A 15,986-nucleotide genomic window follows, 5' to 3' on the forward strand; every position below is an offset into this window, starting at 1 on the left:
CGGATTACGGATTACGGATTACGGATTACGGATTACGGATTACGGATTACGGATTACGGATTACGGATTACGGATTATTTTTCAATCAATCCAATTTGATGTCAAACATTTCGGTATTCTGTATTCTGTAATCCAAAGCAACAAATACCAGAACTAACGTTTATCACTGAACTGGCCGTAAGCACATCTAGGACCTAGGACCCTAGCCACCTAGGACCTTTAGAACGCAAAAAGCCGCAACATTTCTGTTGCGGCTTCTTTTAATATGGTCGGTGAAGAGGGATTCGAACCCCCGACCCTCTGGTCCCAAACCAGATGCGCTACCAAGCTGCGCTATTCACCGAGATGTTTAACTGAGGACTTCTCCCCGTCAACGAGGTGGTATATTACGGATTCTGATCTGAGACGCAAGTGCTTTTTCTAAAAAAATGTAATGTACTAATCCGTTTGGTGAATTACTAAACACAAGCACGCAAAATGTGACTGACAACCCACAATAAAATACAGTTTATTAACCTCAGCAACATAATTGATCCAGATCAGTGTGTGAAAAAACGCCAACAATTAATTTGTGGATATCGGGAAAATCTTGGAGGAAACATATGGACTTTTGGCTTGATCTCCTATTTGGTAATGCAGTAGGTCTATCATCGATGATAGTCATCTTCGGAGCGATCGGTCTGATGTTGTTTTACGGCGGTTTCTTCATGTACAAGATCATGAACGATAAATCTCCTCACTAGATCTCGCTTAGCCCTATAAACGCTTTGCACCGGAGTTGGTTACTTGCCTACTCCGGTTTTTTATTGATCTTTTCCCACATCTCGTTGATATAATCACTGGTACCTATCCTGTTCTTTATGAGATCGCCACTATGTCTCACGATGACGATTTTGAGTTGTTCCAACAAATGATGGGTGATGTAAAACCAATCACTCAAGACACCGCAGAGCACAAGAAAGTTCACCAAGTGACCGATGCACAGCTTGCCAAACGAGAAGCAGCAATATGGTTAACGGAGGACGACCCAGAGTACCTTTCACTCGATCATGCCGAAATGCTCAAGCCAGACGACTTTGTCGAATTTAAGCGTGATGGTGTACAAGATGGTGTATACCGCAAACTTCGCTTAGGTAAGTACCCTATTCAGGCTCGTCTAGACCTACACAGAAAAACACTCAAAGAAGCGCGTGATGAAGTCGTGAAATTTCTTAAACAGTGTATTTTTATGGATATTCGTACGGTTGTGATTGTTCATGGTCGCGGAGAGCGCTCCAACCCACCAGCGTTGATGAAAAGCTTTGTCAGCAGTTGGCTGCAGCAAATTAAAGAAGTGCAGTGCGTTCACAGTGCTCAGCGTTTTCATGGTGGTAGCGGTGCCGTCTACGTATTGTTAAGAAAAAGCGCAGATAAGAAGCTAGAAAACCGAGAACGCCATCAAAAACGGTTAGGCTAAGTTTCTCCTCAGTGCTAAAATGCCCGACCTTATTTTTCCGTCGCAAGCAGTAGCCGGGAAGCTTTATTCACCGCCGTTGTGAAACGTTAGGAGTACAACATGTCACAAGAGAATTCAAAGCGCTTAAACAAGTTCATTAGCGAAACAGGCTTTTGTTCACGCCGAGAGGCCGACAGACTGATCGAGCAAGGTCGTGTCACGATTAATGGTAAACAACCAGAAATGGGGACAAAAGTTTTACCTGGTGACGATGTTTGTGTCGATGGCAAACCTGTCGCTGCAAAAGAGAAGCCTGTCTATATCGCATTAAACAAGCCGACCGGCATCACCTGTACGACAGAGCGAGATGTAGCGGGTAATATTGTCGATTTTATCGGACATAAAAAACGTATCTTTCCTATTGGTCGTCTGGATAAACCCTCTGATGGTCTTATCTTTTTGACCAACGACGGTGACATCGTTAATAAGATTCTTCGCGCAGGTAATAACCACGAAAAAGAGTACGTGGTGCGCGTCGATAAACCAATCACTGGCGAGTTTCTAAAACAGATGTCGAGCGGCGTGAAAATCCTCGATACGGTCACGCTTCCTTGTAAAGTGACCAAAGAAACCAAGTTCTCATTCCGTATTGTACTGACTCAGGGTCTGAACCGTCAGATCCGTCGTATGTGTGAAGCACTGGGTTATGAGGTATACAAATTGCGTCGCGTGCGTATTATGAATATCTCCCTAGATGGTATTCCGAACGGTAAATGGCGTTACCTGACGGATGCTGAAGTAGCGGAAATCATGGCGATGTGTGATGGCTCTGTCGGTACCGAAGAAGCCTCTAAAGTGGATTCTAAGGGTCGAAATATCCGCAAAGCGACCGATGCAAAGCTGTATGACAGCCGAGACGAAAACCAAGATTCAACCGCTCGTCGTAACCAAAAGCCACGAACTTTCCGCGGTAATAACGCCGATGAATTCCGCCATGCGCCGAACTCTAAGAAAGGTCAGCAGAAGCGTCGTCAGGATAGCGACAAACCTCGCTCAAACAAGGACCACGCCAATCAGAGTTCAGAACGTAAGCCAGCGAAAACTAAAGTGCGTTACGACAATCCAAACGCGGCCAAACCATCTAAGCCAGTGAAGCGTACCGGCAACACATTAAGCTTGAAGAAGTAATGTGTCTCAGTACTAGAGTAGAAAGGACGCCGAGGCGTCCTTTTTATTTATCAGTCACTTTGGGATTGTCACTTATAAGCACAAAGGCGCAAACTGACCGCGAGTTAAAGTCAGCAAGTCCTGTGGTGCCATTTCAATCTCGAGTCCCCGTTTACCGGCACTGACACAAATGGTTTCTTGCTCTTTGGCACTTTCGTGTAAAAAAGTAGGTAACGCTTTCTTTTGTCCGAGTGGACTGATGCCACCCACAACATAGCCCGTTGTTTTCTGAGCTATCTCCGGGTCAGCCATATCCGCCTTCTTTCCCTTTGCGGCTTTTGCTGCCAGTTTTAAATTCAATTTCTGGTCTACAGGAATAATGGCCACAGCAAGATTTTTCGGCTCACCGTTTAAACAAAACAACAGGGTCTTAAATACTTTTTTTGGATCTTGTCCCAACACTTCAGCCGCCTCCAACCCGTAACTATCCGCTCTCGGGTCGTGATCGTACTGATGTATGGTATGTGGCACTTTTTTCTTTTTCGCAAGATTAATGGCCGGAGTCATCAAGATTCTCCTTATCAAAATAAAAAACGCAGCTTGCGATAAATGAAGCTGCGTTTTTAGTTAATGATATCAGCGATTTTGAGTCAATCGCTTTTTCTCTATCCGCGCTTATTGATATATGACATTGTCAGTGACGTATTTGATTTGCCCCGTAGGTGCATAACGGTTGACGTCAATCGGGCTGTGGGACTCGAGGTAATCTTTTAATACTTCAGCATCGGTAAAGCCGGTATTCACATAGCCTGCATGGTTATCAATTTTCGGATAGCCATCGCCACCCGCCGCGTTATAACTTGGTACGGTAAAACGATAGTTACCATCTAAGCTCAGCTGTTTCTCTCCAATAAAGACATTAGTCACCTCTCCATTCTCAACACTCAAGGAGATACCTGCAAACTGGGCGTAGGCACCGGAATCAACAGGCTTAGTCGCGACAACGTTCAAGTAATCCAAAACTTCCTGGCCGGACATATCTACGTAAGTCACCATATTACCGAATGGCTGAACCGTCAGTACGTCTTTGTAAGTAATGTCCCCTTTTTCAATAGAGTCGCGAACACCACCAGAGTTCATCACTGCAAAGTCAGCTTTAGCGCGTTCCATATGAGCAGTTGCAATCAGACGACCAAGATTGGTTTGCTTAAATCGCACGACATCACGATCACCTTCCAGCTTACCATTTGACTCAGCAATTTTTACATTCAGCTGTCCCTGACCTTTTTCTTGATAAGGTCGGAGAAATTCAAGCATCGCTTCATCTTGAGCAATTTCATCTTCAACCAGAACGCGCTCTGACTGCCCATTGATTTCCACTTTCTTCTTCAAGTTGACCGGAATAAGGTCATAACTGACCATTGAAAGCTCACCGTTGCGGAACTCATAATCTGCGCGACCGACATACTTACCCCACTCATGCGCTTGCACGATGTACGTTCCGTTTTGTTGATCTGGTTGACACTCATCGCCCGGCTTGAAGTTCTTCTTCATGACGTTAGGGCCTTCCATACAAACAGGCTCTTGCGAGTGGCCGCCGACAATCATGTCCAAATCACCTTCGTTTAAATAACGTGCTAACGCCACATCCCCTGGTGCGTTAATGCCACGATTGCCGTTTTCATAGTGTCCCATATGAGTGACAGCAAAGATCAGATCGGGATATTCGGTCTTTTTAAGCTCTGCGATCAGTTTTTTCGCTTCCTCTTTTGGATCACGGAAGTCCACTTGACCTATGTATTCTGGGTTACCTAACTTCGCGGTATCTTCAGTTGTAAGACCAATCACTGCGATCTTTACGCCTTGCTTGTTGAACATTGCGTAGGGTTGGAATAGACGTTTGCCGGTTTCTTTATCGTAAATATTGGCGGACAGCATCGGGAAAGTCGCCCACTCCTGTTGTTTAAACAACACATCCAACGGGTTATCAAACTCATGATTACCGAGCGCCATCGCATCGTAACCAATTTTGCTCATGCCTTTAAAATCTGGCTCCGCATCCTGCAAATCGGATTCCGGCACCCCTGTGTTGATGTCCCCGCCAGAGAGAAGCAAGAGACTTCCACCTTCTGCCTCCACCTCTTCACGTAAATCATCAATTAAGGTTTTACGAGCTGCCATGCCATACTCGGCATATTTGTTCTGCCAAAAACGACCATGGTGATCGTTCGTATGCAGCACGGTGAGTCGATAAGTCGTATCAGTATTCCATTCATGAGCGGGTTGGGTTGCACAGCCGGCAAGAGTAGCCAGAATGACCGCACTCAACGCGGCTTTTACCATCAGACGTTGTTTCATTGTTTTACCTTTTCTTATATGGGTCCACTGCCATTGCACTTTTTAAACACACTTACTAGCCACTTCAGTAAAGCACGAAACATGGAGCAGCTGTTCTAACATATTGATTTCTTAATTATGGTCAATTGTTATATGAACTCAAACACAACAATGAGAGTTTGAGACTTGTGTGATTTCAGGCAAAAAAATAGCCAACTCAGAGTTGGCTATTTTGGGTTTTGAACGACATCAATTATTTAATGTCGATGTCTGCAAAGCTCTTAATCAGATCGTCGAGTGACTTCATTTGCGCCAGGAATGGTTCTAGCTTGTCCAGCGGTAACGCAGAAGGACCGTCACAACGAGCTTGATCTGGGTTCGGATGCGCTTCGATGAACAAACCAGCAATACCGGTTGCAAGGCCTGCTTTTGCCAGTTCAACCGTCTGTTCACGACGACCACCAGATGCCGCACCTGATGGGTCACGCATTTGTAGTGAGTGAGTCACGTCAAAAATGATTGGACTGCCTTTTGATGCGTTTTTCATTACACCAAAGCCAAGCATGTCTACCACAAGATTGTCGTAACCATGGCACGAACCACGTTCACACAGAATGATTTTCTCGTTGCCACACTCAGCAAACTTCTCAACGATGTTGCCGACTTGGCCAGGGCTCATAAACTGAGGTTTTTTCACGTTGATGACTGCGCCTGTTTTCGCCATCGCTTCAACGAGGTCGGTCTGACGCGCCAGAAACGCAGGAAGCTGAATAACGTCTACCACTTCCGCTACTGGCTGTGCCTGTGCTTCAGTGTGAACATCCGTGATAAGTTTCACGCCAAAGGTGTCTTTTAACTCTTGAAAAATCTTCATACCTTCTTCAAGGCCAGGGCCGCGGTATGAGTGAACAGAACTGCGGTTTGCTTTATCGAACGACGCCTTAAATACGTAGGGAATACCTAATTTTTCAGTCACTTTGACGTAGTGCTCACAGATCTGCATCGCAAGATCACGAGACTCAAGCACGTTCATACCTGCAAATAGAGTGAATGGCTTGTCGTTAGCAACCTGAATGTCGCCAATATTAACGATTTTCTGTTCCATTTTAATTCTCTTTTTCTCGTCACGATAAGCGCGATCCGCTTACCGATAACATTAGTGTAATGTGATGGGCTTTTCAGACATCACGTTTACTTGTGATTTTAGTAGCTCAGAAGCCGGATCATCCGGGCACTGGTCAATAAAGTACTGAAAATCAGACACAGCGACTTGATGGCAATCTAACTGCTGAAAGATAAATCCACGATCACGTATCTCGTACGGGTCATCCGGTACAAACGTAAGAGCCAGATTGGTACAGCGCAACGCCAACGTGTAACGTTCTTCACGCAGCATGGCACTTTTGATCAATGCTAGCCAGCGGCCAATGACTGTCGGGTTATCTGCTACTTCGAAATGCTCAGGTTTAAGTTGTGCTAGCGGGCCTTCTTGCCCAATCAACCACGCCTGAAGAATTCTTTCGCCGACATACTCACCGTTAAACGGGTTGATATAATCGGGAGTCTTGTGCATCCAGTCTACTTTAAGTAGAAACTGAGTTGGAAAAGTAATGCCCTTCAACGGGAAACCAAGCTTATTGCCCAGATATAATAAAATCGAGCCTAAGCTGACTGGAATGCCTTTTTTACGCTCCAACACTTTATCGATAAAGCTGTTGTCAGAGCGAAAGTACTCCTGGTCGTCACCTTTAAAGCCCCACTCGTGAAAGAATAGGCGTAAGAATGAATCGAAGCGCTGCTCTTCATCGGTTTCATGAATTAACGCCGCTTCTGCTTCCTGGTATAGACGTTCCAGTTCTTGTTTTGCCCAATGCACATTGGTCTCAGGATCGACAGACTTATTCAGCTCTAACGCACCCTCGACCAAGGCCATATTGTCAAAATCTTCGTCAAAAAACTCAACCATGACTGTTTTACCCAAATAAAGTTGGACTCTTCGATACGGCAATATTAGCGGCCATGACCAGCCAGCCTAATGCGCCAAAAAAGCCGAAAATTTGCAGTAGTTTGTTTTTAGCTAACTTCAAAGCGAAGAAGCCCAGAGCAATGTACGCTAGCACACAAGTAATCTTATTGGTTAACCAAGGTGCCGCGTCCGTAAATGGAATAAAGCCAGTTACAAAGATCAGAGCGATACCAGATACCAGCAGCGCAGTATCCACAATATGTGGGAACACTTTCAAAAAACGATGGTTACGTTTTGGCGAGTTCATCATCATCAACACAAATCGAATCGACAACAATGTCGCACTGAGTGCAATGGTTACGAGGTGAATATGTTTTAGAGCTACGTACATTTTTCTTCTCTTAGTTTAAATTTGCTGACTTTCTCGTTATTGTTCAGCGGCAAAACAACCAAGGGTCACTCGGTCGTTGCCAGCGTAATCTTGTTCAGTAACGACTTGCTGATAGCCAAAGCGAAGCATGATATCTCTCACCGCTCGTCCCTGCTCATAGCCGTGCTCGAAAATAAGCCACCCACCCTCTTCCAGATATTGACGCGCAACATCAGAGATATAACGAATGTCTGCCAGCCCGCCTTCGTCGGCCACAAGAGCAGATTTTGGTTCGAAACGAACATCACCTTGTGCCAAATGCGGATCTTTTTCATCAATATAGGGTGGGTTAGAAACAATAAGAGCAAACTTTGTTCCCACAACAACAGGTTCGAACCAGCTTCCTTGAGCAAAGGTCACATTCTTGATGTTGAGTTGCTCCGCATTGTACTCCGCCAGCTCTTTCGCTTCTTGCTTAAGATCGACACCCATAACCTGTCGTTTCGGCATTTCAGATGCCAGAGCCAACGCGATAGCCCCTGTCCCGGTACCTAAATCCAAGATAGAACCAGAATGCTCGCGGGTTTTGTCTAAGGCAACTTCGACCAAACGCTCGGTATCCGGTCGTGGAATCAAAGTGGAAGGGGAAACTTTCAGAGGCAATGACCAGAACTCACGCTCACCAATAATATAAGCAACGGGTTCTCCCGCTAAGCGTCGCTCAAGTAGCGCTTCGAACTGTGCTTGCTGTTCGGCATCTAATGCTCGTTCAGGCCAGGTAAGTAGATAAGTTCTTGGCTTGCCAAGGACATGGCAGAGGAGTACTGCCGCATCGAGAGAAGGCGACTCTTTGCCGCCCTCTGTCAGTTTTGCTGTGGCACTTTTTAGTGCTTGCTCAATAGATTGAACCTGGCTCATCGATTAGCCGTTCTCTGCAAGCGCCGCAAGTTGGTCTGCCTGATGCTCTTGAACAACAGGGTCGATCAAGCTTTGCAGGTCACCTTCCATCACTTCATTCAGACGGTATACCGTTAGGTTAATACGGTGATCAGAAACACGGCCTTGTGGGTAGTTGTAAGTACGGATACGGTCACTACGGTCACCAGAACCTAGCAAGTTACGACGAGTGTCAGACACTTCTGCTGCACGCTTCGCTTCTTCTGCCTGAATAATACGCGCAGCAAGAACAGCCATCGCTTTCGCTTTGTTTTTATGCTGTGAGCGCTCGTCCTGACACTCAACCACAGTGCCCGTTGGTAAGTGAGTAATACGGATTGCAGAATCCGTGGTGTTAACGTGCTGACCACCCGCGCCTGATGCACGGAAAGTATCGATTTTCAGATCCGCTGCTTTAATCTCTGGGATTTCAGCTTCTGGGATTTCTGCCATAACCGCAACAGTACAAGCAGAAGTATGCACACGACCTTGGGATTCTGTTGCTGGTACACGCTGTACACGGTGACCACCTGACTCAAATTTCAATACGCCGTAAGCGCCATCGCCACTTACTTTAGCAATCATCTCTTTGTAACCGCCGTGCTCAGCTTCATTTGAAGACATGACTTCAATGCGCCAGCCTTTTTTCTCCGCATACTTGCTGTACATACGGAAAAGGTCACCCGCGAAAATACCGGCTTCATCACCACCGGCACCGGCACGGATTTCTAGGAAACAGTTGCGATCATCGTTTGGATCTTTTGGTAGAAGAAGAATTTGCAGTTCATCAGCAAGGCGCTCAATGGTTTCTTTCGCTTCTTTGATTTCTTCTTGCGCCATTTCACGCATTTCTTCGTCGTCTTCGTTTGCCATCTCTTCAGCGGCAACAAGATCGTCCTGCGCTTGTTGATAAGCTTGGAAGCACTTAGTGACTTCTTCTAGCTGAGAGTACTCTCTTGATAGAGCACGGAATTTGTCCTGATCTCCAATTACATCAGGATCACCAAGAAGATGTTGAACTTCTTCGTAACGTTCGACTAGCGTTTCTAGCTTAGTCAGAATAGAGGCTTTCATAGTGTCGTTTTCTTAATAAAAAGCGTGAGTTATAGATCATCCAAACCTAGAGTTTGACGGATAATCGTTAATTTTGCTGGTTCGCCTTGCTCCGCGGCACTTTGTAATGCACGAGTTGGGGCGTGAATCAGTTTGTTGGTGAGTTTATTACTGAGCTCGCGTAGGACTTTCTCTGGATCTGTGCCCGCCGCTAACGATTGCAGGCTTTTGCTCAATAACTCTTCACGTATCGTGTTTGCGGACTCGCGATAATCGCGAATACTGTCGACCGCTTGTAGTGAACGCAACCACGTCATAAACGCAGCACTTTCCTCACTCACAATCGCTTCAGCCTGAATGGCTTCTACTTTTCGCTGCTCGATATTGCTATCAATAATAGACTGCAGATCATCGACGGAGTACAAGTAGGCATCATTAAGTTCACCAACTTGAGGCTCTACGTCTCGTGGAACGGCAATATCAACCAGTAACATCGGTTGATGACGACGCTTTTTCAGTGCCGTTTCAACCATGCCTTTACCTATAATAGGTAGCGGACTTGCTGTGGAGCTAATAACAATATCGGCTCTGGCAAGATGATCAGGAATTTCGTTTAAGCTGATCACCTCTGCGCCGAATTCATCTGCAAGGCCCTGTGCGCGCTCTTTGGTGCGGTTAGCCACGATCATTTTAGAACAGCCGTTAGAGGCCAGATGCTTGGCAACCAGTTCTATAGTTTCGCCCGCACCAACTAAAAGAACAGTGGAGTCAGACAGAGACTCAAAAATATGTTTGGCTAATGTACATGCGGCATAAGCCACCGACACGGCATTACCACCGATATCCGTTTCTGTACGTACACGTTTCGCAACAGAAAACGTTTTTTGGAACAGCTTATCAATCGACGCATCGACCGCCAGGTGTTCACGCGAGTCAGAAAAAGACTGCTTTACCTGCCCTAAGATCTGAGGCTCACCCAACACGAGAGAATCGAGACCACACGAAACGCGCATCAAATGCTTAATAGCCGATTGCTCTTCGTGCACATATAAACTTGGCATCAACTCTTCTCGGCTCACGTCATGAAACTGAACCAGCCAATCGATTAGCTTGTTTCGCGCTCCTTGCTTTACATCGCAGTACAACTCGGTTCGGTTACAGGTTGAAATAATAACACTGCCGTTTACCGCTTCGTGCTTTCTAAGTTGCTCGAGGGCCGGGCCGAGTTTATCCGGTCCAAACGCCACCTTCTCGCGCAAGTCGACAGACGCTGTATTGTGATTGATTCCAATAGCAAGCAAGGACATCTAACGTGGTATCTCTGAGATCGATTATGAAATAGGTTCAGAATTTTACTGTAAGCACGCATTTATTGAAAGGGCAAGCCGGATTTGTTTTCCTAACTGCGACTTTTCAATGCTATAGTTGTGAGCGAATACCGATGAAACTGATTAATAAGCCATCAAACATGACCTTACGCTCCTTTATAATATTTGTCTTGTCGAGTCTCCTACTCGCTGGCTGTAGCTCTGTTCCGGAAAGTATCACCAGCGTGGAATGGCAAACTCACGAAAAAAAACTTGAAGCGATTCATGATTTTCAAGTAACTGGCAAACTTGGCTATATTGGGCCAGACCAAAGACAAAATCTTAATTTCTTCTGGAAACACTCAACGGCACTCAGTCAACTGCGTTTGACGACGATTCTTGGCCAAACCGCATTAAACCTAACCATCACTCCAGATGGTGCAACTGTAGAGACTTACGATGACCAAGTTCTCTCTGCGCGTCATGCCAACCAACTAATATTCCAATTAACCGGATTAATGATGCCGGTAGAGCATATGCCAGACTGGCTACTCGGTTTACCGACGGACGCAGACACGTTCAAACTCTCCTCAACCAATACACTGCAAGTCTTGAATAAGCAGATTGGCTTAAACGACTGGAACATCGATTACCAACGCTATAGCGATGTAAAATGGCATGAGCAAGCACTGCCGCTACCAAACCGATTAAAACTGACCACGTCAGACGTAAAAATAAACCTCCTGATCACCAAATGGAACATCACCCAATGATCGACATTTCAACCCGCTGGCCATCACCAGCGAAATTGAATCTCTTTCTCTATATTAATGGTCGCACTGAAAACGGCTATCACGAGCTACAAACGCTTTTCCAATTTGTAGACCATGGTGACGAGCTCACCATTCAAGCCAATGAAACTGGTGACATCACTCTCTCCCCCGAAATTGAAGGCGTTCCTCTTCAAGATAATTTGATTTGGAAGGCCGCGACTGCGCTGCAAGAATACGCACAATGTCATTTAGGTGCGCACATTGATCTTAAAAAAGTTTTGCCGATGGGCGGAGGGATTGGCGGAGGATCATCGAATGCCGCGACGACGCTGGTCGCGCTTAATCACCTTTGGCAACTGAACCTGAGTGATGATGAACTTGCTCAAATTGGCTTGAAACTTGGCGCAGACGTGCCAGTATTTGTACGTGGGTTTGCTGCCTTTGCTGAAGGTGTCGGAGAAAAACTGTCTCCGGCTTATCCGGAAGAAAAGTGGTACCTCGTCGTAAGACCTAACGTCTCGATCGCGACCGTTGACGTATTTCGTCACCCAGATTTAACACGAAATACCGCAAAACGAGATCTAGCCACGCTTTTGGATACACCAAACGTAAACGATTGCGAAAAAATTGTCCGAATGCTCTATCCGGAGGTTGATAAGCAACTTTCTTGGCTGCTACAATACGCGCCGTCAAGATTGACTGGGACAGGATCTTGCGTTTTTGCTGAATTTTCGAGCAAATCAGAAGCAGAAACTCTCCTTGCACAACTCTCTGATGATGTCTCGGCATTTGTCGCTCAAGGGCGCAATATTTCGCCATTAAAAGAGACTCTGGCTGAATACCAATCAGCCACACACCGACCTAATTAAAACTGGACGCAAACCCGAGGTTTCCACCGTGCCTGATATGAAGCTATTTGCTGGTAATGCAACACCTGAACTAGCCCAACGTATTGCTGATCGTCTTTACATCTCTCTTGGTGATGCATCTGTTTCTCGCTTTTCTGATGGCGAAGTTGCAGTTCAAATCAATGAGAACGTTCGTGGTAGTGATGTTTTCATCATTCAATCCACTTGTGCACCGACTAACGACAACCTAATGGAACTGGTTGTTATGATTGATGCAATGCGCCGTGCTTCAGCAGGCCGTATCACTGCAGTTATCCCTTACTTTGGTTACGCTCGTCAAGACCGTCGCGTACGTTCTTCTCGTGTGCCAATTACTGCAAAAGTTGTTGCTGATTTCCTATCTAACGTTGGTGTTGACCGCGTTCTGACTATCGACCTACACGCAGAGCAGATTCAAGGCTTCTTCGATGTACCTGTAGATAACATCTTCGGTACTCCAGTACTACTAGAAGACATGCAAGCTCGTGGCCTGGAAAACCCTGTAGTGGTTTCTCCTGACCTTGGTGGCGTTGTTCGTGCTCGTGCAACGGCTAAAGCGCTAGGCGATATCGATATCGCTATCGTTGACAAGCGTCGTCCACGTGCAAACGTTTCTGAAGTGATGAACCTAATCGGTGATGTTGAAGGTCGCGATTGCGTGATCGTTGATGACATGATCGACACTGGCGGTACACTATGTAAAGCAGCAGAAGCATTGAAAGAGCGCGGTGCTAAGCGTGTATTCGCTTACGCAACTCACGCTGTATTCTCAGGTAACGCGGCACAAAACATTGGCAACTCTGTTCTAGACCAAGTGATCGTAACTGACTCAATCACTATGGCGAAAGAGATGGAAGCGACAGGTAAAGTAACCACACTTAGCCTATCTCGCATGCTAGCTGAAGCGATTCGTCGTATCAGCAACGAAGAATCAATTTCTGCAATGTTCAACTAATTCGGACATTTCAGTTACACCGATTTTCTAAAACACCCCTTTTTTGGGGTGTTTTTTTATTTGCGCACAGGATGCATAAGGGTATGACGAGTTGAGGATGATTTAGCTCAAACAATCAATCTCACCCGAGTTCCCCCACTGTCAGTTTTCTGTGCTATCATACTGCGCTTTTTGAGATTCCAGAGAGATCCTAACCTTGAGTCAACCAATCAAACTTCTCGTTGGTCTTGCTAATCCGGGACCAGAATATGCCAAAACTCGCCATAATGCGGGCGCTTGGGTTGTAGAAGAATTAGCACGCGTTCACAACATTACGCTGAAGAACGAACCAAAGTTCTTTGGCCTGACCGGACGTATCATGGTCAACGGACAGGATCTCCGTTTGCTTATCCCAACCACTTTTATGAACCTCTCTGGCAAATCCATCGCCGCGATGGCGAAGTTTTACCAAATAAAGCCAGAAGAGATCATGGTCGCTCACGACGAGCTAGACTTACCGCCAGGTGTCGCTAAGTTTAAAAAAGGTGGCGGTCACGGTGGTCACAATGGCCTGCGTGACACAATAAGCAAATTAAGCAACAACAAAGATTTTTATCGTCTTCGTATCGGCATTGGCCATCCGGGACACAAAGATAAAGTGGCTGGTTTTGTACTAGGTAAAGCTCCAGCAAAAGAACAAGAGCTTTTGGATGCCGCCACCGATGAGTCGGTGCGCTGTCTAGACATTCTGATTAAGGATGGCCTATCAAAAGCACAAAATCGCCTCCACACGTTCAAAGCTGAATAAGGTTACTATCATGGGTTTTAAATGTGGCATCGTTGGTCTACCTAACGTGGGTAAATCAACTCTGTTTAACGCACTAACTAAAGCAGGCATCGAAGCAGCAAACTTCCCGTTCTGTACGATCGAACCAAACACTGGTGTAGTTCCTGTGCCAGATCTACGTCTAGATGCACTAGCAAAGATCGTTAACCCACAGAAAGTGCTGCCGACTACAATGGAATTCGTGGACATCGCTGGTCTGGTTGCAGGCGCATCACGTGGTGAAGGTCTAGGTAACAAATTCCTGGCAAACATCCGTGAAACTGACGCGATCGGCCACGTTGTACGTTGTTTCGAAAACGACAACATCGTTCACGTAGCGGGTAAAGTATCTCCAATCGAAGATATTGAAGTTATCAATCTTGAGCTAGCAATGGCTGACCTTGACTCTTGTGAGCGCGCGATCCAGCGTAACGCAAAGAAAGCAAAAGGCGGTGATAAAGACGCGAAATTCGAGCTAACTGTTCTTGAAAAGCTTCTTCCAGTGCTAACAGAAGGCGGTTCAGCACGTACCGTTGAGCTTGCTAAAGAAGAGCTAGCTGCAATTGGCTACCTAAACTTCCTGACGCTAAAGCCAACGATGTACATCGCTAACGTGAACGAAGATGGTTTTGAAGACAACGCATACCTAGATGCTGTACGTGAATTTGCGGCAAAAGAGAACAACGTTGTTGTTCCTGTCTGTGCAGCTATCGAATCAGAAATGGCTGAACTAGAAGATGACGAGCGTGAAGAGTTCCTTGCTGATCTAGGCATCGAAGAACCTGGACTGAACCGCGTGATTCGTGCAGGTTACGAGCTGCTAAACCTACAAACTTACTTTACCGCAGGTGTCAAAGAAGTTCGTGCATGGACCATCCCTATAGGTGCAACCGCGCCTAAAGCAGCAGCGAAGATCCACACTGACTTTGAAAAAGGCTTTATCCGTGCGGAAGTTGTTGGTTACGACGATTTCATCGAATTCAACGGTGAAAGTGGGGCGAAAGACGCAGGTAAATGGCGTCTGGAAGGTAAAGAATACATCGTAAAAGACGGTGATGTTATTCACTTCCGCTTCAACGTTTAATTAACTGAATGAATTTTAAACACTTCATTTACATAAAAAGTCAGCATAATTGCTGGCTTTTTTTATCCCTTCTCCAAAAGAGCTGAAGTTAAGTTCCTAGCTGAAAGCGATTTTTTTTCCAGTTTTAGATCATAAACACGCCTCTTTGTTTAAAAAGGAAGCGAACGGGGGTTTTTCCGAGATTTATTTAAAAAAACTGTTGACGGATCTTACTCAACTTCGCATAATGCGCGCCGTTCCCGACAACAAGGCAACAAAGTGTTGAGAACGAAAAATATGGTTTTGGCTACGTAGCTCAGCTGGTTAGAGCACATCACTCATAATGATGGGGTCACAGGTTCGAATCCCGTCGTAGCCACCATTCCTAAATACTCTTTGAAAGAGTGATTAGGAATAGATGCGGAAGTGGCGGAATTGGTAGACGCACCAGATTTAGGTTCTGGCGCCGCAAGGTGTGAGAGTTCAAGTCTCTCCTTCCGCACCATATTTTAAGTAGTTTTAAGACTACTGCCTGCAGGTCTATCGCCAAGCGGTAAGGCAGCGGCTTTTGATGCCGCCATTCCCTGGTTCGAATCCAGGTAGACCTGCCACTATTCAAAGTGGAGATTCCTTGATAAAGGGGTTGTCACTTAGAGCGCGAAGGTTTATATTGTCTCGCTCAAAAAGATGGCTACGTAGCTCAGCTGGTTAGAGCACATCACTCATAATGATGGGGTCACAGGTTCGAATCCCGTCGTAGCCACCATTCTTTCTTTATGAAAGATTTATCTTTGTGATAAAAAACAACAACTGTTAGTTTTTACCAATTAACTGATGGTTTATAGAGTTCAAGACGCGGAAGTGGCGGAATTGGTAGACGCACCAGATTTAGGTTCTGGCGCCGCAAGGTGTGAGAGTTCAAGTCTCTCCTT

The 15,986-nt window shown here is 45.8% G+C and carries 16 protein-coding genes and 5 tRNA genes; 12 read left to right on the top strand and 9 right to left on the bottom strand.

From position 1 onward, the window contains the following. Nucleotides 1-266: 266 nt before the first annotated feature. A tRNA-Pro gene (locus RXX31_RS24305) sits at nucleotides 267-343 on the bottom strand. Nucleotides 344-602: 259 nt separating this feature from the next. Here RXX31_RS24305 and RXX31_RS24310 point away from each other — a divergent pair. The 3 genes from RXX31_RS24310 to rluF all read left to right on the top strand — a co-directional run bounded on the left by RXX31_RS24310 (nucleotide 603) and on the right by rluF (nucleotide 2,623). Beyond that, nucleotides 603-743: a DUF3149 domain-containing protein gene (locus tag RXX31_RS24310; protein ID WP_014231074.1), complete on the top strand. Its 141-nt coding sequence runs from the start codon at nucleotides 603-605 to the stop codon at nucleotides 741-743. A 131-nt stretch (nucleotides 744-874) separates the two neighbouring features. After that, nucleotides 875-1,456, top strand: a complete 582-nt coding sequence (smrA, locus tag RXX31_RS24315; protein ID WP_317592171.1) for a DNA endonuclease SmrA — start codon at nucleotides 875-877, stop codon at nucleotides 1,454-1,456. Between the two features lie 99 nt (nucleotides 1,457-1,555). Continuing rightward, nucleotides 1,556-2,623 (top strand): 23S rRNA pseudouridine(2604) synthase RluF, encoded by a 1,068-nt coding sequence (rluF, locus tag RXX31_RS24320; RefSeq protein WP_317592172.1) that lies wholly within the window; start codon nucleotides 1,556-1,558, stop codon nucleotides 2,621-2,623. A 72-nt stretch (nucleotides 2,624-2,695) separates the two neighbouring features. Here the strand turns inward: rluF and ybaK are convergent, their stop codons facing one another. The 8 genes from ybaK to hemA all read right to left on the bottom strand — a co-directional run bounded on the left by ybaK (nucleotide 2,696) and on the right by hemA (nucleotide 10,571). Continuing rightward, nucleotides 2,696-3,169: a Cys-tRNA(Pro) deacylase gene (ybaK, locus tag RXX31_RS24325; protein WP_317592173.1), complete on the bottom strand. Its 474-nt coding sequence runs from the start codon at nucleotides 3,167-3,169 to the stop codon at nucleotides 2,696-2,698. A 108-nt stretch (nucleotides 3,170-3,277) separates the two neighbouring features. Beyond that, entirely contained in the window at nucleotides 3,278-4,960 is a 1,683-nt protein-coding gene (gene ushA, locus RXX31_RS24330; protein WP_317592174.1) for a bifunctional UDP-sugar hydrolase/5'-nucleotidase UshA, read from the bottom strand. A gap of 232 nt (nucleotides 4,961-5,192) precedes the next feature. Then, nucleotides 5,193-6,044: a 3-deoxy-8-phosphooctulonate synthase gene (gene kdsA, locus RXX31_RS24335; RefSeq protein ID WP_317592175.1), complete on the bottom strand. Its 852-nt coding sequence runs from the start codon at nucleotides 6,042-6,044 to the stop codon at nucleotides 5,193-5,195. Nucleotides 6,045-6,095: 51 nt separating this feature from the next. Continuing rightward, nucleotides 6,096-6,905, bottom strand: a complete 810-nt coding sequence (locus tag RXX31_RS24340; RefSeq protein ID WP_317592176.1) for a SirB1 family protein — start codon at nucleotides 6,903-6,905, stop codon at nucleotides 6,096-6,098. 7 nt (nucleotides 6,906-6,912) lie between these two features. Then, complete coding sequence (locus RXX31_RS24345; protein ID WP_264902898.1) at nucleotides 6,913-7,296, bottom strand: SirB2 family protein; 384 nt, start codon at nucleotides 7,294-7,296, stop codon at nucleotides 6,913-6,915. 36 nt (nucleotides 7,297-7,332) lie between these two features. Further along, on the bottom strand, nucleotides 7,333-8,193 hold the full coding sequence (gene prmC / locus RXX31_RS24350; protein WP_317592177.1) for a peptide chain release factor N(5)-glutamine methyltransferase: 861 nt from the start codon (nucleotides 8,191-8,193) through the stop codon (nucleotides 7,333-7,335). 3 nt (nucleotides 8,194-8,196) lie between these two features. Continuing rightward, nucleotides 8,197-9,285 (bottom strand): peptide chain release factor 1, encoded by a 1,089-nt coding sequence (prfA, locus tag RXX31_RS24355; RefSeq protein ID WP_317592178.1) that lies wholly within the window; start codon nucleotides 9,283-9,285, stop codon nucleotides 8,197-8,199. Between the two features lie 29 nt (nucleotides 9,286-9,314). After that, nucleotides 9,315-10,571 (bottom strand): glutamyl-tRNA reductase, encoded by a 1,257-nt coding sequence (gene hemA / locus RXX31_RS24360; RefSeq protein WP_317592179.1) that lies wholly within the window; start codon nucleotides 10,569-10,571, stop codon nucleotides 9,315-9,317. Nucleotides 10,572-10,705: 134 nt separating this feature from the next. Between hemA and lolB the strand changes: the two genes are divergently transcribed. From lolB to RXX31_RS24405, 9 genes are all read left to right on the top strand, one after another. Then, nucleotides 10,706-11,344, top strand: a complete 639-nt coding sequence (lolB, locus tag RXX31_RS24365; protein WP_317592180.1) for a lipoprotein insertase outer membrane protein LolB — start codon at nucleotides 10,706-10,708, stop codon at nucleotides 11,342-11,344. Further along, nucleotides 11,341-12,213: a 4-(cytidine 5'-diphospho)-2-C-methyl-D-erythritol kinase gene (gene ispE, locus RXX31_RS24370; RefSeq protein ID WP_317592181.1), complete on the top strand. Its 873-nt coding sequence runs from the start codon at nucleotides 11,341-11,343 to the stop codon at nucleotides 12,211-12,213. The genes lolB and ispE overlap by 4 nt, the downstream gene beginning before the upstream one ends. A 28-nt stretch (nucleotides 12,214-12,241) precedes the next feature. Further along, nucleotides 12,242-13,186: a ribose-phosphate pyrophosphokinase gene (locus tag RXX31_RS24375; protein WP_317592182.1), complete on the top strand. Its 945-nt coding sequence runs from the start codon at nucleotides 12,242-12,244 to the stop codon at nucleotides 13,184-13,186. Between the two features lie 196 nt (nucleotides 13,187-13,382). Continuing rightward, nucleotides 13,383-13,973, top strand: coding sequence for an aminoacyl-tRNA hydrolase (gene pth / locus RXX31_RS24380; protein ID WP_014231061.1), 591 nt, complete (start codon nucleotides 13,383-13,385; stop codon nucleotides 13,971-13,973). A 10-nt stretch (nucleotides 13,974-13,983) separates the two neighbouring features. Continuing rightward, the gene (ychF, locus tag RXX31_RS24385; protein ID WP_182030230.1) at nucleotides 13,984-15,075 is read left to right on the top strand and encodes a redox-regulated ATPase YchF; all 1,092 of its coding nucleotides are present in this window, start codon (nucleotides 13,984-13,986) and stop codon (nucleotides 15,073-15,075) included. 284 nt (nucleotides 15,076-15,359) lie between these two features. After that, nucleotides 15,360-15,436: transfer RNA gene (locus tag RXX31_RS24390), tRNA-Met, on the top strand. Between the two features lie 38 nt (nucleotides 15,437-15,474). Then, a tRNA-Leu gene (locus tag RXX31_RS24395) sits at nucleotides 15,475-15,559 on the top strand. Between the two features lie 31 nt (nucleotides 15,560-15,590). After that, a tRNA-Gln gene (locus tag RXX31_RS24400) sits at nucleotides 15,591-15,665 on the top strand. A 78-nt stretch (nucleotides 15,666-15,743) separates the two neighbouring features. After that, nucleotides 15,744-15,820, top strand: a tRNA-Met gene (locus RXX31_RS24405). The last annotated feature ends 166 nt before the right edge of the window (nucleotides 15,821-15,986 follow it).

This window comes from Vibrio sp. EA2, from assembly GCF_033042495.1.
In the GTDB taxonomy this organism is placed as follows: Bacteria; Pseudomonadota; Gammaproteobacteria; order Enterobacterales; family Vibrionaceae; genus Vibrio.